This window comes from Pseudomonas sp. EZ-C24 (assembly GCF_014525325.1).
GTDB lineage: Bacteria > Pseudomonadota > Gammaproteobacteria > Pseudomonadales > Pseudomonadaceae > Aquipseudomonas > Aquipseudomonas shirazensis.
The window spans coordinates 104,886-126,632 of the sequence record NZ_JACDIU010000032.1 but is presented as its reverse complement, the minus strand read 5'-3'; the positions used below and the strand labels follow the sequence as shown (position 1 = coordinate 126,632).

Sequence of the window (21,747 nt, the reverse complement as noted above, 5' to 3'; positions counted from 1 at the left end):
CCGTCACCGGCGGCACTGGCGGCAACTTCGAGAAGATCGCGACCGGCGCGACCGGCACAGTACAAATCGCTGACACCGAAACCCCAGTCACCGTTAAGGTCACTGGCGTTCCGGCCACCGAAGCTGATGCCAAAGTCACCTTCAACTTCGAACTGAGCGACAAGCCGCAAGCCGGCAGTGCGCCAGTCGTCCTGAACGTGCGCATCGGCAGCAGCGACTACACCGTCAACATCGACAGCAACGGTAAAGGCTCCATCCAGGTCCCGAACCCGAACAGCGAAGACGTGTACAAAGACGCTAGCGAGTTGGTCGCCACCGTCACCGGTGGCACCGGCGGTAACTTCGAGAAGATCGAAACCGGCGCGACTGGCACAGCACAAATTGCTGACACCGAATCCCCTGTCAGCGTAATCATCACGCCGCAAGCTGCGACTGAAGCTGACGCCGACGTCATCTTCAACTTCCAGATGAGCAAGCCGCCGCAGGCTGGCAGCGACCCAGTGGTACTGGTCGTCAAAGTCGGCGCCAGCAACTACAACGTCTCGATCAACAGCCAAGGCCAAGGCACGCTGAGCGTACCTAATCCGAACACCGAAGACGTCTTCAAGGACGCCAGCAAGCTGGTTGCGACCGTGGTCAGCGGCACCGGTGGCAACTACGAGAAGATCGAAACCGGCGCAACCGCGATTGCCGATATCGCCGACACCATCGATACCGTCTACGCCAAGATCAGCATGGTCGGTACCGGTTCGGTCAACGAAGGCGGCAACCTGACCTACAAGGTCGAGCTGGTCGACAAGTCGGGCAACTCGATCAGTGTGCCAACCGGCAAGTCGGTTTCGGTCAACCTGGAATGGTCCGGCAATGCTGATGCCAGCGACATTGAAGGTACGCTGCCAACCAGCGTGACCATCAATGGCGGCAAGAGCAGCGTCGAGTTCAACGTCAAGACCTTCGACGACACCAAGATCGAAAGCAGCGAGACGCTGACCGCCACCATCAAGCAGGTAAGCGACACCAATCAGGTGTTCGAGAACCTCGCGGTGGGCAGCCAGAACGTCGCCACCGGCACCATCATCGACAACGACAAAGGCCCGGTCATCACCGCGCCTGGCAGCGCTTCGATCATCGAGAGCGGCACCGGAGGTGGCGCTGATGTGGTCCTGGTCCTCGACCGCTCGGGCAGTATGGGGCCGAAGGGCAACGGCGACGGCGGCAGCGACCCGGATGGTAGCGGGCCGTATACCTCGCGCCTGCAGATGCTCAAGGAAGCGGTCAAGAACCTGTTCGACTCCGGTACCGTGCATTCGGTGTTTATCGTGTCGTTCGGCTCCAGTGCCACCTTCCACAGTTCCGGTAAAGACGGCGGCTGGTTCACCAATCTGGATGACGCCTACGCGGCCATCGACGCCCTCAAGGCCGGCACCCAGACCTACTACAACACAGCGCTGAACACGGTTATCAATAACTACACAGCGCCGCCGCCGGGCGGCAACAAGCTGGTCAACATCTTCATGTCCGACGGCGCGCCTACCAGCGGCCAGGGCGCCAATGAAAACAACTGGATCAACTTCCTTGACCAGAAAGGCTTCAATGACTCCTTCGCTGTGGGCTTCGGCGGGCTGAGCAATACCGACAAGAACTACCTCGAGCCGATCGGCTGGAAGCCAGGTGAAACCGCCGGTTCCATCACTCAAGGTGTGAATGACAACCACGTGCTGGTCGTCGATACCTCGCTCAGCGCCCTGACTCAGGCGCTGGTGGGTAGCGTTGGCGGCAGCGCGGTGTCCGGCAACGTCACCGACAACGCCACCAGCGGTACCGCTGGCTGGGCCAGCAACGGCTGGAAGCTGACGTCGGTTGAGTACAACGGCGTTACTTACTCGTTCACCAGTGCCACCGACTCCAAGACCCTCGACCTGGGCAATGTCGGCAAGGTAGTGATCAAGTCCGATGGCAGTTACACCTTCTCGGGCAAGGACAACTTCGACACGGCCGATTCGCTGTCGGCAGTGGTCAAGTTCACGGTCAAGGATGCTGCTGGCAACACCGCGTCCTCGTCGCTGACCCTGACTGTCAACGACCGCAGCGACCCAATCGCTGGCAACGACGACGTGACCGCCACACTGACCTCGAAAACGGTCATGGGCGCGCCAACCGACGTTACCTTGGCCAGCTTCACAAGCGGCGAGAAGAGCCAGTGGCGGTTCGAGAACGCAGTTGATCGCGACACGCCTAACCCGGCAGCCGACACCGGCCGCTGGCAGGTGAGCTCGGTGGTCGGCACCACGGCGGATGCCAGTGTCAGCAGCGGCAGCAATCCGACCCTCGTGCTGACGGATCGCAACGGTAATAGCAACGGCGATGCCTCGATCCTGACCCCGCTGTACAAAGCGGTGGGCGGCGAGACGATGTCGTTCAAGGCGGTAGCTTCGCTGTCGACAGTGAATTACTGGCTTTCGACCGAGAAAGACACTGCGGCCTGGACGCTGTTCAAGAGCACCGATGGCGTCAACTGGACCGTGGCCGGAGGCGGCTCGATCGCCAACGGCAGCTCCACCATCACCACCGATGCGCTGGAAGCGAACGCCCAGTACCGCGTGCAACTGAGCGTGCATGACGACACCAGCAGCTTCTACACGGGTAATGCCTCGGTCAGCTTCGACGACTTCAAAGTCACCGTACCTGGCGCACCCGTGGTCGAGTGGACTGCCACCCCTGTCACTGGCACTGTGGCTGGCAACGACGTGTGGGGCACTGACGGCGAAGTCTCGACCCTGGCAATCAAGGTCAACGGCGCCTGGGTCGATGTACCGACAGGCGGCACCACCGTCGACGGTCAGTACGGCAGCCTGGTGATCGCCAAAGACGGTTCGTACACCTACACCCCGACTGCGAGCAAAGACGGCGTCGGCCACATGGATCAGTTCGATTACAAGCTGACCCAGCCGGACGGCGATACCGACACCGCGCACCTGTACGTGACCATTCAAGGTACCGGCCCAGGCGCAGCTGGCCTGGCGGCACCGGCGTGGACCAGCGGCAATGACACGCTGCTGGGCGGCGACGGTAACGACAACATCTTCGGCGGTGCCGGCAACGACACGCTGATCGGCGGCAAGGGAAACGACATCCTCACCGGCGGCAGCGGTGCCGACCTGTTCGTCTGGAAAGCGGGCCACACCGGCAACGATGTGATCACCGACTTCAAGGCTTCCGAAGGCGACCGCATCGACCTCAGCGAACTGCTCCAGGGCGAGAAGGGCAGCACCATCGACAACTATCTGAAGATGACCACCGTGCAAGGTGACACCGTTCTGCAGATCAGCAGCGATGGCAAGCTCAACGTTCAAGATGGCACCAATCACGTCGATACCACTATCACCGTGCAAGGCGTCAACTGGTCGAACAGCACCATCAACTCGCTGATCAGCGGTGCCGATCCGCTGATCAAGGTCGACAACCACAACGGCTGATGTTCACCCGCCAGCAGCAGGCAACTGCAGCTGGCGTTGTGCACTGATTTGATTCCGGCCTCGTCGCAGCTTGCCTGCAACGAGGCCGGAGTCGTGTTGGGCTACCTCAAGCGTTATCCTGCCTCTATCGCAACCAGAAGGATTCACCGTGACAACGGATCACAGCCTGTATTACGTGCAGCGCGACGCCGATGGGCGCCTGTCGCGGGTCGACGCCAAGGCTTTTGAAGGCCATACCGAAACCCTGCCGGGTGACCACGTCGAGGTCCTGCATTGGCTGGCCGACGATGTTGTCGGCAACAGCCTCAACCAGCTCAAACAGAGCGATCTGGACATGATCCGGGTGCTCGAGGACTTGATCGAAGTGCTGACCAACAAAGGCGTGCTGAGCATTACCGACCTGCCGGCCGGCGCTCAGGCCAAGTTGCTCAGCCGCTCCAGCGCACGGCGTGCATTGGGTGGATTGAGTAACCTGATCGAAGAAGAGCCTGAAGGTGGTTTGATCTGAGCAGCCGTTCATATGTATATGCACTAACGGTATTTAAAATAATGTTCTTATGACTTTATAGTCACTCCACTGCGTACCTGCCGACCAATCGGCGCGCCGCACGATGTGAATCCACACGGGAGTCCCCCGTGCGTTTCTGATCGTTGCGCGCCTTTTGCATCGCGCACTATGTGGGAGTGACACATGCCAGCCGTCTCCAGCGCCTTGTCGAGCAACGACAGCGCACCCTCGCAACCCTTCGAGGTTCGTCCATTTGCCGGCGCAGTCGGTGCCGAAGTCATCGGCCTGAACCTGGCTCAGCCGGTCAACAGCGAAGACTTCCAGCGTATCCATCGCGCTCACCTCGACCATCACGTGCTGGTTTTCCGTGACCAGCGCATCGCCCCCGAACAACAGATTGCGTTCAGCCGCCGCTTCGGCGAGCTGCAGATCCATGTGCTCAAACAGTTTCTGCTGCCGGGTCATCCAGAGATACTGATCGTTTCCAACATTGTCGAAAACGGCCAGAACGTTGGCTTGGGCGATGCGGGTAAATTCTGGCACTCCGATCTTTCCTATAAAGCGCTGCCCAGCCTCGGTTCGATGCTGCACGCCCAGGAGTTGCCCAGCGAAGGCGGCGATACCCTGTTCGCTGATATGCACAAAGCCTGGGACGCCGTGCCCGATGCCCTGCGCAAGGTCATCTCCGGCCGTGATGCCGCGCATTCGTATACAGCGCGCTATGCCGAGACCAAGTTTGAAGGCAACTGGCGCCCGACCCTTACTGCCGAGCAGCTCGCGCAGGTTCAGGAGGTGATCCACCCGGTTGTACGCACCCATCCGGAAAACCACCGCAAGGCGCTGTTCGTCAGCGAAGGCTTCACCACCCGCATCGTTGGCCTGCCGGCAGACGAGAGCCGTGATGTGCTGCAGCAGCTGTACGCCCTGAGTGTTCTTGAGCAGAACATCTACCGCCATCAGTGGCAGCCGCATGATCTGGTGTTCTGGGACAACCGCTCGCTGATCCATCTGGCCGCCGGCTGCCCAGCACACCTGCGGCGCAAACTTTTCCGCACCACCATCCAGGGCGATGCCCCGTTCTGACGACCGAGAGAATTCACCATGCGCAAATCCATCAGCCGCCTGGCGGCAAGCATCACCTTGGGCGCGACCCTGGCCGTTGGCACCCTGGCAGCGCCGGTCGCGGCACATGCCGAAGGCAAGATTCGCATCGCCGAGCAGTTCGGTATCGTCTATCTGCTGCTCAACGTAGTGCGTGACCAGCAACTGATCGAAAAGCACGGCAAGGAAGAAGGCCTCGACATCAAGGTCGACTGGGCACAGTTATCAGGGGGGGCGGCGATCAACGACGCATTGTTGTCCGGCTCGGTGGATATCGCCGGCGCCGGCGTCGGCCCACTGCTGACCGTCTGGGATCGGACCAAAGGCCGGCAGAACGTCAAGGCCGTGGCGTCGCTGGGCAACTTCCCGTACTACCTGGTCAGCAGCAACCCGAATGTGAAAACCATTGCCGACCTGTCCGAGAAAGACCGCATCGCGGTACCTGCCGTGGGCGTCTCGGTGCAGTCGCGTTTCCTCCAGTACGCCGCCGCCAAGCAGTGGGGTGACAAGGAATACAACCGCCTCGACAAATACACCCTCGCGGTACCGCATCCCGATGCCACCGCAGCCCTGCTGGCTGGCGGCACCGAACTGAACGGGCATTTCTCCAACCCGCCGTTCCAGGACCAGGTGCTGGCCAACAAGAACGTGCACATTGTCCTCAACAGCTATGACTTGCTGGGTCCCAACTCGCCGACCCTGCTGTTTGCCACCGAAAAATTCCGCAACGACAACCCGAAAACCTACAAAGCCTTTGTCGCCGCACTTGCCGAAGCGGCTGATTTTGCTCAGCACGACAAGGCGGCCGCAGCCGATACCTACATCCGCGTGACCAAGGCCAAGATCGACCGCGACGCGCTGATCCGGCTGATCGACAACCCGCAGTACGAATTCACCATCACACCGAAAAACACCTACCCGTTGGCCGAATTCCTCTACCGGGTCGGCGCGATCAAGAACAAGCCCGCATCCTGGCAGGACTATTTCTTCGAGGACGCTCGTCCTCTGCAGGGGAGCTGATCGCCAATGACCGCCCAATTGCCAGGCCACGCGGCCAGCAAGCTGAGCCATGTCGCTACGCCGGCATTGCTGACTGTGAATAACGTGAGCCTTGAATACCGCACCGCGCAGCAGGTAGTGCGCGCCACCCACCATGTCAGTTTCGAGGTCGACCAGGCGGATCGTTTCGTTCTGCTTGGGCCCTCCGGCTGCGGCAAGTCGACCTTGCTCAAGGCAGTTGCCGGCTTTATCGAACCCAGCGAAGGACAGATCCGTCTGCAGGGCGAAGTGGTGCGCGGACCAGGTGCTGATCGCATCGTGGTGTTTCAGGAGTTTGACCAACTGCCACCCTGGAAGACGGTGAAGCAGAACGTCATGTTCCCGCTGCTGGTATCCGGTCAGCTCAAACGCAACGAGGCCGAGCAGCGGGCTTTGCACTACCTGGACAAAGTTGGCCTGGCTGCGTTTGCCGATGCCTACCCGCACACACTCTCGGGAGGCATGAAGGCGCGGGTGGCGATTGCCCGTGCGCTGGCAACCCAGCCGAAGATTCTGTTGATGGACGAGCCGTTCGCTGCACTCGATGCCCTCACCCGACGCAAGATGCAGGAAGAGCTGCTGCTGTTGTGGGACGAGGTGCGTTTCACCCTCTTGTTCGTCACCCATTCGATCGAAGAAGCACTGATTGTAGGCAACCGCATTCTGCTGTTGTCGCCGCATCCAGGGCGAGTTCGCGCTGAGGTGCACAGCCACCAGTACCACCTGGGCAGCCTGGGCGCCAGCGACTTCCAGGCCAGTGCCAGGCGTATTCACCGGCTGCTGTTCGACGAGGTATCAGAGCCTGAACACAGCGCCGAGCTGGGCTTCAACGACATTCGCATCGCCTACTGAGGGGAGACAGGGCATGACCACGACACCTGTTCGCCAGGAATACGAAGTGCAGCTGGAGCCTTTGCTCAGTGTGCCGCTGCAAAGGCAGTTACCGTTAAGCCAACGCTTGTGGCAGCAAGGCTGGCTGCGCAAGACAGTGATTCTGCTGGTGCTGGCAGTCGCCTGGGAGCTGGCTGCGCGCTATACCGACAACGACCTGCTGCTGCCCAGCTTCCTGCAGACGGCTGCGGCACTGTGGGATTCTCTGCTCAGCGGCGAACTGCCTGAAAAGGTCGGCGTCTCGTTGGTGGTACTGCTCAAGGGCTATCTGTTGGGCATCGTGCTGGCCTTCGGCCTGACCAGCCTCGCCGTATCGACCCAGTTTGGCCGCGACCTGCTCAGCAGCCTGACCTCGATGTTCAACCCGCTGCCGGCAATCGCTCTGCTGCCATTGGCCCTGCTGTGGTTCGGCCTGGGCGACAACAGCCTGATCTTCGTGCTGGTGCACTCGGTACTGTGGGCACTGGCTCTCAACACCTACGCAGGCTTCATGGGGGTATCCGAAACCCTGCGCATGGCCGGGCGCAACTACAGCCTGCGCGGCCTGCGCCTGGTCGTGCACATCCTCGTGCCCGCAGCGCTGCCGTCGATCCTGTCTGGCTTGAAGATTGGCTGGGCGTTCGCCTGGCGCACGCTGATCGCTGCCGAGCTGGTATTCGGCGCCAGCAGCGGCAAGGGCGGATTGGGTTGGTATATTTTCCAGAACCGCAACGAGCTGTACACCGACAAGGTGTTTGCCGGGCTGGCGGTGGTGATCTTGATCGGCTTGCTGGTCGAGGGGCTGGTGTTCAACACGCTGGAGCGCGTTACCGTGCGTCGCTGGGGGATGCAACGCTAAGGGCTGCGCCGGGCGCTGTGGCTCAGTCCTGATATTGAGCCGCAGCGCTGCTCAAGGTACGCCCGATTTCCTCACGCAGTGACTGCGGCAGCTCGACCACCAGGCTGTCGCCCTGACTCAGCAGCCACCAGCGCAGCGGCCAGCCGTCGCTGACCGTCGCGCGCAGGCGGTGGCCGTGTTCCAGCGCGGTCAACTGCATGTCCGGGGTCAACGGCGCGTCACGCAACTGCCGAGCGAGCAGATCGCTGATCCACGCCTGCAGCTCAATGCCATCACCCTGCACCGGCTGCAGCGCATCCCCGCGCAGGTACGCTTGCAAATCGAAATTGCCGCGCAGCTCGCTTACCGCTGCCGCTGACCAGTGCCAGCCAAACGGGATGCTCTTGTCATTGCGCTCAAGCGGGAAGATCAACGCAAGCTCGTTGAGATCGCGCTCGACCGTGCGCTTGCTGACGATAAAGCCGACGTCACGCAACCCCCAGACCAACTCGGCGCTGGTAATGCCGGGCGAGCGGCTAGGCAGCTGACGTAGCAGGGCCCATTGACGGCTGAGGGTGGCGCGAGTAGTGGCGAACGGCAAAGGTAAACGTCCTTGTCTAGGCTTGCCGCACCAGAATGGCGGCACAGGGCGCGCATGGCAATTAGCCACACCTCGCTCAGATCAATGAACCTGCATTTGGTTGCCTGGGTTCGGATCGTTCGCGACAGGTTTCGTCGTAGCATGCCGCATTATCACGCCTCACCACGGCTGTGGTTGGGTTGTGAAGCGTTCAATGAGGATGAACATGTCTGCTGCCAGCAATATCCATTCGCTGCTCGCGCGTCTTTTACCGGCGCGGATAATCCCTGTGCCGATTCCTCCGCGCCAGCGTCAGCAGCTGTTCACCGGTGTCGGTCTACCCAGCTACTGCGGGCAGTTGGGCGAGCGCCCTGGCCTGGTCAATCGCCTGGATGAAGCCGTCGACCTGCAGGCGGTGTATGCCGACCTGCGCCGGCTCGCGCTGGCGGGCAACATCGCTGCACTGAACGACCTTGGCTGGATCTGGCTCAACGGCAAGTACTGGCTGGCAGATACGGTCCTGGCTGGGCATCTGCTGCGCATGGCCGCGCTGCAGGGCAATGCTGCCGCCTGGTTCAATCTTGGCCAGCAGCACTACTTCGGCAAAGGCGTGGCGGTGTGTTACGAGCAAGCCGCCGAATGCTATCGCCAGGCATTCGAGGGCGGCCTGCTGCACGCTGCCGCAGCGTTGGGCGACCTGTTCGAAGAGGAAATCTGCGACGCTGAGCAGGAATGGATGGTTGACCCGGTCGAGGCGCTGCGCTGGTTCATGCGCGGGGCCAAACTGGGCGAGGCACGCTGTCGGTTTGAGGTCGGCCATCGTTTTCTGCATGGGTTGTATGTCGAGGCCGATATCAAGGCCGCCCTGTACTGGCTGGAGCTGGCGGCAGCCGCCGGGGTGATGCAGGCAGCAGAAGAGCTGGCGGTGCATTTCAGCAGCCGCAACATGGCCCGCTACAAGGGTTGGCGTGATCAGGCGATCCAGATGGGCAGCAACCTGGCCTTGACCATGAAGCTTGAAGACCAGGTTCAGCGCTGAAGTGCATGAATAACCTTTCATCCTCGCAGCTCATCGCCGGCGGTTGACGCGGGGGGTGGGGCAGGGCGTATATTGATAGTTAGCAAACTATGAATATATTTCCGGTTACTCCATGACACTCGATTCACTGCACCTGCAAGTCAGCAGCGGCATGGTGGTTGGCGCACGCCACTGGCGGCGTATCTGCCATACAGCCCTGACCAGCTATGGTATTTCCGAAGCCTGCGCGGTGCCGCTGCTGATGATCGTGCGCCTGGGCGATGGTGTGCATCAGGTTGCGGTGGCCAACGCTGCCGGGCTGGAGAGCCCGTCATTGGTGCGCCTGCTCGACCAGCTGTGCCGAGCCGGGCTGGTCTGTCGCAGTGAAGACCCGCTCGATCGCCGGGCCAAGGCGCTGAGCCTGTCTGCCGAGGGCCGGGTACTCGCCGAGTCGATCGAAGGCGAGCTGGTGCGTCTGCGGCGTGACATCCTCAAGGGCATCAGCCAGGCTGATCTGGAGGCCTCGCTGCGAGTGATCCGGGCCTTCGAAGCCGCCGCTCAAGGGCCCATTGAGGGCCTGGCATGAACGGCTTCTTCAGCTCGATGCCGCCCGCCCGCGACTGGTTCTACGGCGTGCGCACCTTTGCCGCGTCGATGATCGCCCTGTACATCGCCCTGCTGATGCAGCTGCCGCGCCCGTACTGGGCGATGGCTACGGTGTACATCGTCTCCAGCCCTTTCGTTGGCCCCACCAGCTCCAAGGCCCTGTACCGCGCCCTCGGCACGCTGCTCGGCGCAGGCGGGGCGATCCTGCTGGTACCGCCGCTGGTACAGTCGCCGTTTTTGCTGTCGGGGGCCATCGCCCTGTGGACAGGGACCTTGCTGTTCCTCTCGCTGAACCTGCGCACCGCCAACAACTACGTGCTGATGCTAGCGGGCTATACCTTGCCGATGATTGCTCTGGCGGTAGTCGACGACCCGCTGGCGGTGTTCGACGTCGCCTCGTCGCGGGCCCAGGAGATCTGCCTGGGCATCGTTTGCGCAGCGGTGGTGGGCGCGATCTTCTGGCCGCGGCGGCTGGCGCCGGTGGTGGTCGGTTCTACCGGCAATTGGTTCGCCGAAGCGATCCGCTACAGCGACAGCTACCTGGCCCGTGATGTCGCGGTCGACAATGTCGCCGCCCTGCGCGCCTCGATGGTTGCCACCTTCAACAGCCTCGAGCTGATGATCGGCCAGCTCGGTCACGAAGGCGCCGGCCCGCATACCTTGAAGAATGCCCGCGAACTGCGTGGCCGGATGATCCACCTGCTGCCGGTCATTGATGCCCTCGACGACGCCCTGCGCGCCCTCGAAGGCCGCGCGCCAGCGCAGTTCAACCTGATTCAGCCGCTGCTGGCCGATGCTCGCGATTGGCTGCAAGGCAGCGCCGAGGATGCTTCGGTGCTGCGCTGGCGCACCCTCAGAGACAAACTCGAATCTCGGCAACCAAGCGCTGCCGCGCTCGATCAGCGGCCCGAACTGCTGCTCTCCAACGCGCTTTACCGACTGACCGAATGGGTCGACCTGTGGCAGGACTGCTGTGCCCTGCAACATGCTTTGCGCACCGATGACGCCACGCCCTGGCGGGCGGTCTACCGGCATTGGCGGCTGGGCCGCCTGACGCCGTTTTTCGACCGTGGGCTGATGCTCTACTCGGTGTTCTCTACGGTTACAGCGATCATCGTCGCCTGCGCATTGTGGATTGGCCTGGGCTGGCACGACGGCGCCAGCGCAGTGATCCTCGCCGCGGTCGCCTGCAGCTTCTTCGCCGCCATGGACGACCCCGCGCCGCAGATCTACCGGTTCTTCTTCTGGACTATGCTGTCGGTGATCTTCTCCAGCCTGTACTTGTTCCTGGTCCTGCCCAACCTGCACGACTTCCCGATGCTGGTGCTGGCCTTCGCCGTGCCGTTCATCTGCGTCGGCACCCTCACCGTGCAGCCGCGCTTCTACCTCGGCACCTTGCTGACCATCGTCAACACCGCGACCTTTGTCAGCATCCAGGGTGCCTACGATGCCGACTTCTTCACCTTCCTCAATGCCAACCTGGCAGGCCCGGTGGGCTTGCTGTTCGCGTTTATCTGGACCTTGCTGATGCGCCCGTTCGGCGTCGAGCTGGCGGCCAAACGGCTGACCCGTTTTGCCTGGCGCGACATCGTCGAAATCACCCAGCCAGCGCCGCTAGCTGAGCAGCGCAAAGTCGGTGTGCAGATGCTCGACCGCCTCATGCAACACCTGCCGCGGCTGTCGCAGACTGGCCAGGACAGCGGCGTGGCCCTGCGTGACCTGCGCGTAGGCCTGAACCTGCTGGACTTACAGGCCTACCTGCCGCGGACTGGCCTGCAAGCACGCGAGGCGCTGCAAACGGTGATCGAAGAAGTCGGCGCCCACTACGCCCAGTGCCTGCGCGCCGGCGAACGCCTGCATGCGCCGCCAGCCCTGCTGCGCAACATGGAACGTGCCCGGCAAAGCCTGGCGCTGGACGATCTGCACGACCGTGGCGATGCCCGCGTGCATTTGCTGCACGCCTTGAGCGGCCTGCGCCTGGCCTTGCTGCCGGGTGTCGAGGTGATGCTTGAGCCCAGTGCCCCCGCGCAACTGCCTGATGGCATCGATGGAGCCCCGCTGTGATTGGTGAACTGGATATCAGCGGGGTGTTCCTGCCCACGCTACTGGTGATGATGATCGGCACCTACCTGCTGTTTCTTGGCGTGCACGCTGTGCTGGTGCGCCTGCATTTCTACCGCCTGGTCTGGCACCGGGCGTTGTTCAACGTTGCCCTGTATGCCGTGCTGCTTGGCGCGGTAGACCACTTTTGCCGAAGCCTGATGCTGCCATGAAAAAACCTTTGTTGACCTTGGGCCGTGTGGTCCTGACCCTGCTGGTAGTGACCTTTGCCGCCGTGCTGATCTGGCAGATGGTGGTGTACTACATGTTCGCCCCGTGGACCCGCGACGGCCACATCCGCGCCGATGTGATCCAGATCGCTCCCGATGTGTCCGGGCTGATCCAGCGCGTCGAGGTGCGCGACAACCAGGTGATCAAGCGCGGCGACGTGCTCTTCAGCATCGACCAGGACCGCTTCAGCCTGGCCCTGCGCCACGCCCAGGCGACCCTGAGCGAGCGTCAGGAAACCCTCGCCCAGGCCACCCGCGAAACCCGGCGCAATAAAAAGCTGGGCAATCTGGTCGCGGCTGAGCAACTGGAAGAAAGCCAATCGCGCGAAGCCCGCGCCCGCTCGGCGGTCAATCAGGCTCAGGTCGCGGTCGACAGCGCGCAACTCAACCTTGATCGCTCGGTAGTGCGCAGCCCGGTCGACGGCTACCTCAACGACCGCGCCCCGCGTGCCCATGAGTTCGTTACCGCCGGCCGTGCAGTGCTGTCGGTGGTCGATAGCGGCTCGTACCACGTCGATGGTTATTTCGAAGAGACCAAGCTCGGCGGCATCCATATCGGCGATGCCGTCGACATCCGCGTGATGGGTGACGACACCCGCCTGCGTGGCCACGTCGAAAGCTTTGCCGCCGGCATCGAAGACCGTGACCGTAGCAGCGGCGCCAACCTGCTGCCCAACGTCAACCCGGCGTTCAGCTGGGTACGCCTGGCCCAGCGCATCCCGGTGCGGATTGCCTTCGATCAGGTGCCAGCCGACTTCCGCATGATCGCCGGGCGCACGGCCACAGTGACTATCCTCGAGGGCCAGCGCCCATGAAACGCCTGTTGCTGCTTGGCCTGAGCCTGTCACTCGGCGCCTGCCAGATGGTCGGCCCCGACTATCAGGTACCAGAGGACGCTGCGGTCCAGCGCAGCGACCTCAACGGCGCCCTGCGCCAGGACGCCGACAGCGTGGTCTCGGCACCGGTGCCGGAGGACTGGTGGCAGCTGTACCAGGACCCGCGTCTGAACCAGCTGGTACGCCAGGCCCTGGCCAGCAACAGCGAACTGCGCGTGGCGGCAGCCAACATCGCCAAGGCCCGCGCCCAGCTTGAGGTCGCTGAATCGCAGGGCGGCTTTGGGGGTTCCGGCAAGCTTGCTGCGCAACGCCTGCAGGAGTCTGGCGAAGCCTTCCTGCAACCGGAAAAAGTCCCGGTCGCAAACATCGGCGAAGCGATCATCAGCGCTTCCTACCAGTTCGACCTGTGGGGCACCTTCAAGCGCGGCACCGAAGCCGCCCAGGCCAACGCCGACGCCGTCCAGGCCGCCGCCGACACTGCCCGCATCACTTTGGTGGCCGACGTGGTCAAGGCTTACACGCAGGTGTGCTCGGCCAACGAAGAGCTGCACATCGCTCGCCAGTCGCTGGACCTGCAACAGCAAGGCGTGCAACTGACCCAGCGCCTGCGTGATGCCGGCCGTGGTGATGAAACCCAGGTCACTCGCTCGCAAACCCAGCTCAAGTCGTTGAGCGCTGAGTTGCCGCGTTTTCAGGCTGAACGCGAGACCGGCCTGTACACCCTGGCGGCGCTGCTGGCGAAACCGGTCGAGCAACTGCCGGCAGGCACTGCCGACTGCGCCGAGCTGCCGCATCTGGGCCAGTTGATCCCGGTGGGTGATGGCGCTGCACTGCTCAAACGCCGGCCTGACGTGCGCCAGGCAGAACGTCAGTTGGCAGCCGCTACAGCGAGCATCGGTGTCGCTACAGGTGCGCTGTATCCGAACATCAGCATCGGCGCTCAGGTCGGCACCATCGGCATCCTCGACAACCTCGGCGAGCCGTCTACCAACCGCTGGGGCTTTGGCCCGCTGGTCAGCTGGACCATCCCCACCAACGGCACCCGTGCTCGCATTCGCGAGGCCGAGGCCTCTACGCAAGCAGCCCTGGCCCATTTCGACGGCGTGGTCCTCAACGCCATCCGCGAAACCCAGACCCGGCTGGCGCAGTACAGCGCACTGCTCGACCGCCGTGATGCGTTGGCCGAGGCCGAACGTTCGGCCCAGCAAGCGGCCGAGCAGACTCACCGCTACTTCCAGGCCGGGCGCGAGTCGTTCCTGGCGGACCTGCAGGCGACCCGCACCTACACCGACATGCGCGGGCAGCTGGCCGCGGCCAACAGCCAGGTGGCGATGGGGCAGATCAGCGTGTTTCTGGCGTTGGGTGGTGGCTGGAAAGACCCAGCCGGCAAGTGATGCCGGCACGCTGAGCTGATCTACGAACCTGGCCGGTACTGCAACGCCTCAGCCAGATGGGCGCGGCCTATGCTGTCCAACTGCTCCAGATCAGCCAAGGTCCGCGCTACCTTGAGCAGCCGATGGGCCGCGCGCAGCGACAAGGTCAGGCGCTCGCAGGCGTTCTCCAGCCAGCTCTGGTCCTCTGCACTCAAACCGCAATAACGGCGCAGGCCATTGAGGTCGAGAAACGCATTGGCACAGCCCTGCCGGCGTTGTTGGCGCTCGCGGGCCTCGGCCACCACAGCAGCGACGCCGGCACTGGTTTCGCCGCTGGGCTGGTTGGTCAGCACCGTGCTTTCCCGCGCCACGGTCAGGTGCAGGTCAATCCGATCGAGTAGCGGCCCAGACAGCTTGTTGCGGTAACGCTGGATCAGTTCGGTGCTGCAGCGACAGCGGCCGGTGGGGTCGCCCAGATAGCCGCAGGGGCACGGGTTCATCGCTGCCACCAACTGAAAGCGGGCAGGGAAGCGCACTTTGTCCTTGGCCCGCGCCACCACGATCTCGCCGCTCTCCAGTGGCTCGCGCAACACCTCCAGTACGCGCCGCTCGAACTCCGGTAGTTCATCAAGAAACAGCACACCGTGGTGGGCGAGGGTGATCTCCCCCGGCTGTGGCCGACTGCCGCCACCGACCAGGGCCGGCCCGGAGGCCGAGTGATGCGGATGTCGGAACGGCCGCTGCGGCCAACTGCTCAACGGCGTGCGCCCGCTCACCGATTGAATCGCCGCCACCTCCAGCGCCTCATGCTCATCCAGCGGCGGCAGCAAGCCAGGCAGGCGGCTCGCAAGCAAGGTCTTGCCGGTGCCTGGCGGGCCGGTGAACAGCAGATTGTGGGCACCCGCCGCCGCCAGCAGCAGCGCCCGTTTGGCCGCCACCTGGCCCTGCACTTCGCTCAAATCCGGGTAAGGCTTGCTCTGCAGCACCAACCCATTGGCCGCGTAAGGCGCCAACGGCACCTGGCCGTTGAGGTGGGCGACCAGCTCCTGTAGATGGGCAACCGCATACACCACCAATCCACTGGCCAGGCTCGCCTCCTCGGCATTGTCCCGCGGCACCACCAGTGCCCGGCCGGCATCGCGTGCCGCCAGCGCTGCAGGCAGGACCCCCTGCACCGCCCGCACGGCACCGGACAAGGCCAACTCGCCCAGGCACTCAATCTCGCTCAGCTGGGCAACCGGCACCTGCGCATCGGCCGCCAGAATGCCCAGGGCAATGGCCAGGTCGTAGCGCCCGCCGTCCTTGGGCAGGTCGGCAGGGGCGAGGCTCTGGGTAATGCGCCTGGCGGGGTAGTTCAGGCCCGAGTTGACGATGGCGCTGCGCACCCGGTCCTTGCTCTCTTTGACGGTGGTTTCCGGCAGGCCGACCAGCGTCAGCGTGGGCAAGCCATTGGCGAGATGGGTCTCGACACTGACGGCAGGCGCCTCGACGCCGACCTGGGCGCGGCTGTGAACAAGGGCGAGGGACATGGACACTCCGTGATCGCTGATGAACGCCGCGTCCTGCGGCACGTCATCAGCGTAGCGGGGTGTTGGGTGGCTGCTCTGGGAAGAGTGCTTCGGGGTTTTGCAGGGGGCTTTAGGAAGCCGCTTGATCCGCCGCCGGTTCAGCCGCCTGCGCCGCTGGCGCTGCACTCATCCGTGCATCCAGCTCAGCAACCTGCTTCTCCAGCGCCTCAAGCCGCGCACGGGTGCGTGCAAGCACGACCATCTGGCTGTCGAATTCTTCCCGGCTGACCAGGTCGAGCTTGCTGAAAGCACCCTGCATGAGCACCTTGAACTGGCTTTCCAGTTCAGCGCGGGGCTGGGCAGTGTCACCGTTGAACAGGCGCGAGGCCTGGTCGCTGAGGGCGTCTAGAAATGCTTTGGGCGCGAGCATGGTGGGCCGTCCGCTTGATCAAAAAAAGAGCCCAAGTGTAGCACGGCGGTATAAAGGCCCTTTGCCGCACGCTTTTCGCGCATTCAGGAGATAACCTGCGCACCAAAACCGTGCAGGTTTTCACTGATGGCGACTGGCCCAATCTGAACATTCCACGCAACTCGCTGTTTCCCGAGCATTTCCAGGTTTTGGCAAGGTTTCTGCAATGACCTTCACGAGCCATGCACTGATGCGGGTCCTTGTGACCAGGCAGTGCGCAGGCCGCGCCGCGAGGCGTTTGTTCAGCGTCACTTGCGAGATCGACGCCGAGCCATGCCAACGATGCGTTACAAAGCCGAGCACTGCGCTTAGACTTGAGACGGGTTTGTTTTCCTGGGGCAAGTCCACCAAATCGGGAGAGTTTCATGAAGCTAGTCACTGCCATCATCAAGCCGTTCAAACTGGACGACGTTCGCGAGTCGCTGTCGGAAATCGGCGTGCAGGGCATCACCGTCACTGAAGTCAAAGGCTTCGGTCGGCAGAAGGGCCACACCGAGCTGTATCGCGGTGCTGAATACGTGGTCGACTTCCTGCCCAAAGTGAAGATCGACGTTGCCATCGACGACAAGGATCTGGACCGGGTAATCGAGGCCATCACCAAGGCCGCCAACACCGGCAAGATCGGTGATGGCAAGATTTTCGTAGTCAATCTGGAGCAGGCGATCCGCATCCGTACCGGCGAAACCGATACCGACGCGATCTAAGCGACACAACAAAGCCTCACCAAACCCAACGCCCCAGGAGAAAACAACATGACTCTGCGTCAGATCGCAGGGCTAGGCGCCCTATTGTCCCTCGCAATGCCAGGCCTCGCGCTGGCCGAGGAAGCTGTCCCTACGCTGAACTCCGGCGACACCGCATGGATGCTCACTGCGACGGCGTTGGTACTGTTCATGACCATTCCAGGTCTGGCCCTGTTCTACGGCGGCATGGTCCGCTCCAAGAACGTGCTTTCGGTGATGATGCAGTGCTTCGCCATCACCGGCCTGATCAGCATCCTGTGGATGGTGTACGGCTATAGCCTGGCCTTCGATACCACCGGTATGGAAAAAGGCGTGCTCAACTTCAGCTCGTTCGTGGGCGGCTTCTCCAAAGCCTTCCTCAACGGCGTGACCCCAGCCAGCCTGACGGCGGCCTTCCCGGAAGCAGTGTTCATCACCTTCCAGATGACCTTCGCCATCATCACTCCCGCGCTGATCGTCGGTGCCTTCGCCGAGCGGATGAAGTTTTCGGCGATGCTGATCTTCATGGCAGTGTGGTTCACCCTGGTCTATGCGCCTATCGCGCACATGGTCTGGAGCGGCGACGGCGCACTGATGTGGGACTGGGGCGTACTCGACTTCGCTGGTGGCACCGTGGTGCACATCAACGCCGGTATCGCGGGCCTGGTCTGCTGCCTGGTGCTGGGCAAGCGTAAAGGCTACCCAACCACGCCAATGGCACCGCACAACCTGGGCTACACCCTGATCGGCGCAGCCATGCTGTGGATCGGCTGGTTCGGCTTCAACGCAGGCTCCGCCGCAGCTGCCAACGGCACCGCCGGCATGGCCATGCTGGTCACCCAGATCGCCACCGCCGCTGCGGCGCTGGGCTGGATGTTCGCCGAGTGGATCTTCCACGGCAAACCAAGCGCACTGGGCATCGCTTCGGGTGTAGTGGCAGGCCTGGTGGCAATTACTCCGGCAGCCGGCACCGTGGGCCCGATGGGCGCTCTGGTGATCGGCCTGGCCTCGGGTGTGATCTGCTACTTCTGCGCCACCAGCCTCAAGCGCAAGCTGGGCTATGACGACTCGCTGGATGCATTCGGTGTACACGGTATCGGCGGCATCGTCGGCGCCTTGCTCACCGGTATCTTCGCGGCACCGGCTCTGGGCGGCTTCGGCGCGGTGGACGACATCGGCGCGCAGTTCTGGATTCAGGCCAAGGGCGTGATCTTCACCGTGGTCTACACCGCTATCGTCACCTACATCATCCTCAAGGTGCTGGATATGGTGATGGGCCTGCGGGTCACCGAAGAAGAAGAGTCGGTCGGCCTCGACCTGGCGCAACACAACGAGCGTGGCTACAACCTGTAATCACGACGAAAAAAATTGCCCGGTTCGCCGGGCATTTTTTTGTCTGAATTTCGCAGTTTCGTGCAGAGCAAACGGTTTATCCGTTACGTTCGCGACGGATGCCAAAAACTTACAACCTGCAGTGCGTTTATGGAGCTTTGCTTTTTCTGCGAGCACGCTAGAATGCGCGCCGGAGAGTGCTGAAGAGTTAATCTCGCGCTTCTTCCAGCCTTTGCTAGGCTTGCCAATATCGTATGGCCAGCACCGGCTCAGGGATTTCGTCAGGCTCTGCCAGCAGCAGGGCCTGCAGGGTAGCGCTGCTCATCCAGCAGCGCATGCTCAAGGGCAGTGGCCAAACCCACGGCCAGTTGAATTTTCACTGGTGGCTGCCGGTCTACGGCAACACTGGTCTATAACCAACCTGCTTTTCGCAAGCCATGAGGTAGAACATGAGCGACGACGATCTGGAAACTGACGACCTCGAAGTAGGCGACGAAGACGAGGCTGATGAAGGTCTTGAGGCTGCTGCCGATGACGGCGTCGAAGACGCTGGCGACGACACCCCGGTACCTGCTGCCAAAGGCAAGTCCAAGGCTGCCGTGACGGTAGACGACATGCCGAGCATGGAGGCCAAGCAGAAAGAGCGCGACGCCCTGGCCCGTGCCATGGAAGAGTTCTTGAATCGCGGTGGCAAGGTGCAGGAAGTGGAGGCCAATGTGGTCGCCGATCCGCCCAAGAAGCCCGACAACAAGTACGGCAGCCGCCCTATCTGAGTGGTTGTCTGCAAAAAAGCCCGCCGTCGCTGCGGGCTTTTTTGTGGCTGCTGTTCAGCGCCAGCGGGCGAGTACGTCAGGCAGCTGCGACAGCCGCTGAATCTGCGCATCAGGCGCTTTATCGCCGGTCCAGGCCTTACCCTGCGGGTTGAACCATACCGCGCGCAGGCCGGCCCGCTGGGCCCCGGCGATATCGTCGCCAGGGTGATCGCCAACGTGCACTGCGGCTTCAGCCGGCGCATCACCGCGCTTCAAGGCCTCAAGAAACGGCGCCGGGTCCGGCTTGCCGATGCCAAGGTCCTCGGCGCACAGGGCAAACTTGAAGTAATCGGCCAGGCCAATGCGGGCGACGTCGGCGTTGCCATTGGTGACCACACCCAGGGTGTAGCGCTGGCGCAGGATCTCCAGCACCGGCTGCACTTCAGGGAACACCTCGACCTGATGACGCGCGTGCAAAAACACCTCGAAGCCTTCGTTGGCCAATTGCTGCGCTTGCTGGTCGCTGTAGCCGACGTCACGCAGGGCGTGGTTGAGTACGCGCCGACGCAGGGCGCTGATGCGGTGCTTCAGGCCGGGCTCGGCTTGCACCAGGCGTTCACGAATGGCATACAGGTGCTCGACTGCCACGCCGCCCAGGCGCGGGGCGTTGGCTTCGAGCCAGTCGCGCAGCACGGTCTCGGCGCTGAGGATCACTGGCGCGGTGTCCCACAAGGTATCGTCGAGGTCGAAGGTGATCAGCTGGATGCTCATGAGTCGTTGCCCTTGCTGCGTTTGGCCCGGGGATGGGCGCTGTCGTAGACCGCTGCCAGGTGCTGGAAGTCCAGGTGGGTATAGATCTGCGTGGTGCTGATGTCGGCATGGCCGAGCATCTCCTGCACCGCCCGCAGATCCTGGGACGATTCCAGCATATGGCTGGCGAAGGAATGGCGAAGCATGTGCGGGTGCAGGTGCTGGCCCAGCTCGCGCTCGCCGGCCGCCTTGACCCGTAACTGAATGGCCCGCGGGCCGAGTCGCCGGCCCTGGCGGCTGACAAACACCGCGTTGTCCTGCGGCGCGCTGATGCCGCGTAGCTTGAGCCACTCCTGCAGCGCCTCGCGGGCCTTGCGGCCGACCGGCAGCACGCGGGTCTTGCTGCCCTTGCCCTGCACCTGCACCAGGCCGTCGGCGAGGTCGAGGTGCTCGAGATCGAGGTTGGTCAGCTCGGACAAGCGCAAACCAGAGGAATAGAACAGCTCGAGAATGGCCTGGTCGCGGCGGGCAATGAAGTCGTCGTCGACGCCACCGTCCAGCAGTTGCAAAGCGCGGTCGGCATCCAACGCCTTGGGCAGGCGGCGCTCGCCCTTGGGCGGCGCCAGGCCATTGGCCGGGTCGTGCTCGCAGAGACCTTCGCGGTTCAGGTAGCGGTACAGCCCGCGCACCGCCGAGAGCAGCCGGGCGATGCTGCGCGAGGACTGCCCGTGATGATGCTGGCGGGCAACCAACTGGCGCAGTTGCTGGATGTGCAATGCGCCCCAGTTGGTAATGCCTTGGGCACCGCAGTATTCGAGGACTTTCTCCAGGTCGCGACGGTACGCTTGCTGGGTGTGCGGCGATACCTGGCGCTCATTGCGCAGATGCGCGCAATAAGCCTCCAGCTGGCGCTCCATCAGCGCACCGGTCGCAGGGTCTGGGTGAGCCGTGGAACCACCCGGCCAAGCACTTCAGCGATGTAGCTGAGGAACAACGTACCGACGCTGCTCTTGTAGTGCTGCGGGTCGTGGCTGCCGATCGCCAGCACGCCATGCAGGCCCTGATATTCCAGGGTGGCCACCGCGCTGGAGCCGACGTCCTTGCGTTGCTCTTCGCCAAACAGGAACGCCAGCTCGTGCTCACGCAGGTTGCCGCTGACCGTCTTGCCGCTGCCCAGCAGGGCGCCGATGGCCTGTTGCGCCTCGGCATTGCTGACCCAGCGGCCGACCGGTGTGGCATTTTCACCAAACAGGATCAGGCTGACGAAGGGCACTTTGAATTCCTGGCGCAGGCTGTCTTCGACGGCCATCACCACTTCTTCCAGGCTGCTGGCATCGAGCAGGTCGAGGATCAGCCGGCGGGTCTTGTCGAACAGCCGGTCGTTGTCGCGGGCGACGTCCATCAGTTGCGACAAGCGATGGCGCATCTCGATATTGCGGTCGCGCAACAGCTTCAGCTGGCGCTCCACCAGCGACACGCTGTCGCCGCGCTGGTGCGGGATCTGCTGTTCGAGCAGCAGTTCGTCGTGCTCGGCAAAAAACGCCGGGTGCGCACGCAGGTAGGCAACCACCGCCTCGGCATCGAGGTCGGTGGCCTGTTCGGGTAAAACCTGTGGCTGATCGGTCATGGCGCTTACTCGG

Annotated in this window: 21 protein-coding genes; 15 read left to right on the top strand and 6 right to left on the bottom strand. The window is 62.9% G+C overall.

Annotated features, from left to right (window positions below; translation table 11 throughout):
• From IDM28_RS22100 to IDM28_RS22075, 6 genes are all read left to right on the top strand, one after another.
• Positions 1-3,476: type I secretion C-terminal target domain-containing protein (locus IDM28_RS22100; RefSeq protein ID WP_188036888.1), on the top strand; the 3,476-nt coding region annotated here is incomplete at its 5' end.
• Positions 3,477-3,642: 166 nt separating this feature from the next.
• A complete protein-coding gene (locus IDM28_RS22095) occupies positions 3,643-3,984 on the top strand; it encodes a tryptophan synthase subunit beta (RefSeq protein WP_101323136.1) in 342 nt (113 codons plus the stop codon).
• Between the two features lie 183 nt (positions 3,985-4,167).
• Positions 4,168-5,067, top strand: coding sequence for a TauD/TfdA dioxygenase family protein (locus IDM28_RS22090; RefSeq protein WP_410524691.1), 900 nt, complete (start codon positions 4,168-4,170; stop codon positions 5,065-5,067).
• Positions 5,068-5,085: 18 nt separating this feature from the next.
• Positions 5,086-6,105: an ABC transporter substrate-binding protein gene (locus IDM28_RS22085; RefSeq protein WP_150573223.1), complete on the top strand. Its 1,020-nt coding sequence runs from the start codon at positions 5,086-5,088 to the stop codon at positions 6,103-6,105.
• Between the two features lie 6 nt (positions 6,106-6,111).
• Positions 6,112-6,975 (top strand): ABC transporter ATP-binding protein, encoded by an 864-nt coding sequence (locus IDM28_RS22080; protein WP_188036887.1) that lies wholly within the window; start codon positions 6,112-6,114, stop codon positions 6,973-6,975.
• Between the two features lie 13 nt (positions 6,976-6,988).
• Positions 6,989-7,852 (top strand): ABC transporter permease, encoded by an 864-nt coding sequence (locus IDM28_RS22075; RefSeq protein ID WP_188036886.1) that lies wholly within the window; start codon positions 6,989-6,991, stop codon positions 7,850-7,852.
• Positions 7,853-7,874: 22 nt separating this feature from the next.
• Here the strand turns inward: IDM28_RS22075 and IDM28_RS22070 are convergent, their stop codons facing one another.
• Entirely contained in the window at positions 7,875-8,432 is a 558-nt protein-coding gene (locus tag IDM28_RS22070) for a WYL domain-containing protein (protein WP_101322654.1), read from the bottom strand.
• Between the two features lie 205 nt (positions 8,433-8,637).
• Here IDM28_RS22070 and IDM28_RS22065 point away from each other — a divergent pair, with 205 nt between their 5' ends.
• The 6 genes from IDM28_RS22065 (at position 8,638) to IDM28_RS22040 (ending at position 14,595) form a co-directional block, all read left to right on the top strand.
• Positions 8,638-9,450 (top strand): tetratricopeptide repeat protein, encoded by an 813-nt coding sequence (locus IDM28_RS22065; protein WP_188036885.1) that lies wholly within the window; start codon positions 8,638-8,640, stop codon positions 9,448-9,450.
• Between the two features lie 112 nt (positions 9,451-9,562).
• The gene (locus tag IDM28_RS22060) at positions 9,563-10,015 is read left to right on the top strand and encodes a MarR family winged helix-turn-helix transcriptional regulator (protein WP_101322652.1); all 453 of its coding nucleotides are present in this window, start codon (positions 9,563-9,565) and stop codon (positions 10,013-10,015) included.
• Positions 10,012-12,099, top strand: a complete 2,088-nt coding sequence (locus IDM28_RS22055) for an FUSC family protein (protein ID WP_188036884.1) — start codon at positions 10,012-10,014, stop codon at positions 12,097-12,099. The genes IDM28_RS22060 and IDM28_RS22055 overlap by 4 nt, the downstream gene beginning before the upstream one ends.
• Positions 12,096-12,308: a DUF1656 domain-containing protein gene (locus tag IDM28_RS22050; RefSeq protein ID WP_101322650.1), complete on the top strand. Its 213-nt coding sequence runs from the start codon at positions 12,096-12,098 to the stop codon at positions 12,306-12,308. Before IDM28_RS22055 ends, IDM28_RS22050 begins: the two co-directional genes overlap by 4 nt.
• A complete protein-coding gene (locus tag IDM28_RS22045; protein ID WP_150571428.1) occupies positions 12,305-13,180 on the top strand; it encodes an HlyD family secretion protein in 876 nt (291 codons plus the stop codon). Before IDM28_RS22050 ends, IDM28_RS22045 begins: the two co-directional genes overlap by 4 nt.
• The gene (locus IDM28_RS22040; protein ID WP_188036883.1) at positions 13,177-14,595 is read left to right on the top strand and encodes an efflux transporter outer membrane subunit; all 1,419 of its coding nucleotides are present in this window, start codon (positions 13,177-13,179) and stop codon (positions 14,593-14,595) included. The genes IDM28_RS22045 and IDM28_RS22040 overlap by 4 nt, the downstream gene beginning before the upstream one ends.
• 20 nt (positions 14,596-14,615) lie before the next feature.
• Here the strand turns inward: IDM28_RS22040 and IDM28_RS22035 are convergent, their stop codons facing one another.
• Together IDM28_RS22035 and IDM28_RS22030 are read right to left on the bottom strand one after the other, a co-directional pair.
• On the bottom strand, positions 14,616-16,103 hold the full coding sequence (locus IDM28_RS22035) for a YifB family Mg chelatase-like AAA ATPase (protein WP_188036882.1): 1,488 nt from the start codon (positions 16,101-16,103) through the stop codon (positions 14,616-14,618).
• A 109-nt stretch (positions 16,104-16,212) separates the two neighbouring features.
• Positions 16,213-16,512, bottom strand: coding sequence for an accessory factor UbiK family protein (locus IDM28_RS22030; RefSeq protein ID WP_181109146.1), 300 nt, complete (start codon positions 16,510-16,512; stop codon positions 16,213-16,215).
• A gap of 404 nt (positions 16,513-16,916) precedes the next feature.
• Here IDM28_RS22030 and glnK point away from each other — a divergent pair, with 404 nt between their 5' ends.
• From glnK to sutA, 3 genes are all read left to right on the top strand, one after another.
• Positions 16,917-17,255: a P-II family nitrogen regulator gene (gene glnK / locus IDM28_RS22025; RefSeq protein ID WP_002555808.1), complete on the top strand. Its 339-nt coding sequence runs from the start codon at positions 16,917-16,919 to the stop codon at positions 17,253-17,255.
• A gap of 48 nt (positions 17,256-17,303) precedes the next feature.
• Positions 17,304-18,626 (top strand): ammonium transporter, encoded by a 1,323-nt coding sequence (locus IDM28_RS22020; RefSeq protein ID WP_101322645.1) that lies wholly within the window; start codon positions 17,304-17,306, stop codon positions 18,624-18,626.
• A 428-nt stretch (positions 18,627-19,054) separates the two neighbouring features.
• Positions 19,055-19,378 carry a transcriptional regulator SutA gene (gene sutA, locus IDM28_RS22015; RefSeq protein WP_101322644.1) on the top strand — a complete coding sequence of 108 codons (324 nt, stop codon included), beginning with the start codon at positions 19,055-19,057 and terminating at the stop codon, positions 19,376-19,378.
• Between the two features lie 54 nt (positions 19,379-19,432).
• Here the strand turns inward: sutA and IDM28_RS22010 are convergent, their stop codons facing one another.
• From IDM28_RS22010 to IDM28_RS22000, 3 genes are read right to left on the bottom strand one after another with little or no spacing between them, the layout of a single operon-like run.
• Complete coding sequence (locus IDM28_RS22010) at positions 19,433-20,128, bottom strand: HAD family hydrolase (RefSeq protein ID WP_188036881.1); 696 nt, start codon at positions 20,126-20,128, stop codon at positions 19,433-19,435.
• On the bottom strand, positions 20,125-21,024 hold the full coding sequence (gene xerC / locus IDM28_RS22005) for a tyrosine recombinase XerC (protein WP_101322642.1): 900 nt from the start codon (positions 21,022-21,024) through the stop codon (positions 20,125-20,127). Before xerC ends, IDM28_RS22010 begins: the two co-directional genes overlap by 4 nt.
• Positions 21,024-21,734, bottom strand: a complete 711-nt coding sequence (locus tag IDM28_RS22000; protein ID WP_101322641.1) for a DUF484 family protein — start codon at positions 21,732-21,734, stop codon at positions 21,024-21,026. The genes xerC and IDM28_RS22000 overlap by 1 nt, the downstream gene beginning before the upstream one ends.
• Between the last annotated feature and the right edge of the window lie 13 nt (positions 21,735-21,747).

Excerpts from the sequence above, each read along its gene's own strand:
- IDM28_RS22060 (WP_101322652.1), top strand. The coding sequence starts at position 9,563 with ATGACACTCGATTCACTGCACCTGCAAGTCAGCAGCGGCATGGTGGTT.
- IDM28_RS22010 (WP_188036881.1), bottom strand. The coding sequence starts at position 20,128 with ATGAGCATCCAGCTGATCACCTTCGACCTCGACGATACCTTGTGGGAC.
- IDM28_RS22065 (WP_188036885.1), top strand. The coding sequence starts at position 8,638 with ATGTCTGCTGCCAGCAATATCCATTCGCTGCTCGCGCGTCTTTTACCG.
- IDM28_RS22075 (WP_188036886.1), top strand. The coding sequence starts at position 6,989 with ATGACCACGACACCTGTTCGCCAGGAATACGAAGTGCAGCTGGAGCCT.
- IDM28_RS22080 (WP_188036887.1), top strand. The coding sequence starts at position 6,112 with ATGACCGCCCAATTGCCAGGCCACGCGGCCAGCAAGCTGAGCCATGTC.
- IDM28_RS22055 (WP_188036884.1), top strand. The coding sequence starts at position 10,012 with ATGAACGGCTTCTTCAGCTCGATGCCGCCCGCCCGCGACTGGTTCTAC.
- IDM28_RS22000 (WP_101322641.1), bottom strand. The coding sequence starts at position 21,734 with ATGACCGATCAGCCACAGGTTTTACCCGAACAGGCCACCGACCTCGAT.
- IDM28_RS22030 (WP_181109146.1), bottom strand. The coding sequence starts at position 16,512 with ATGCTCGCGCCCAAAGCATTTCTAGACGCCCTCAGCGACCAGGCCTCG.
- glnK (WP_002555808.1), top strand. The coding sequence starts at position 16,917 with ATGAAGCTAGTCACTGCCATCATCAAGCCGTTCAAACTGGACGACGTT.
- IDM28_RS22045 (WP_150571428.1), top strand. The coding sequence starts at position 12,305 with ATGAAAAAACCTTTGTTGACCTTGGGCCGTGTGGTCCTGACCCTGCTG.
- xerC (WP_101322642.1), bottom strand. The coding sequence starts at position 21,024 with ATGGAGCGCCAGCTGGAGGCTTATTGCGCGCATCTGCGCAATGAGCGC.
- sutA (WP_101322644.1), top strand. The coding sequence starts at position 19,055 with ATGAGCGACGACGATCTGGAAACTGACGACCTCGAAGTAGGCGACGAA.
- IDM28_RS22035 (WP_188036882.1), bottom strand. The coding sequence starts at position 16,103 with ATGTCCCTCGCCCTTGTTCACAGCCGCGCCCAGGTCGGCGTCGAGGCG.
- IDM28_RS22085 (WP_150573223.1), top strand. The coding sequence starts at position 5,086 with ATGCGCAAATCCATCAGCCGCCTGGCGGCAAGCATCACCTTGGGCGCG.
- IDM28_RS22090 (WP_410524691.1), top strand. The coding sequence starts at position 4,168 with ATGCCAGCCGTCTCCAGCGCCTTGTCGAGCAACGACAGCGCACCCTCG.
- IDM28_RS22020 (WP_101322645.1), top strand. The coding sequence starts at position 17,304 with ATGACTCTGCGTCAGATCGCAGGGCTAGGCGCCCTATTGTCCCTCGCA.
- IDM28_RS22040 (WP_188036883.1), top strand. The coding sequence starts at position 13,177 with ATGAAACGCCTGTTGCTGCTTGGCCTGAGCCTGTCACTCGGCGCCTGC.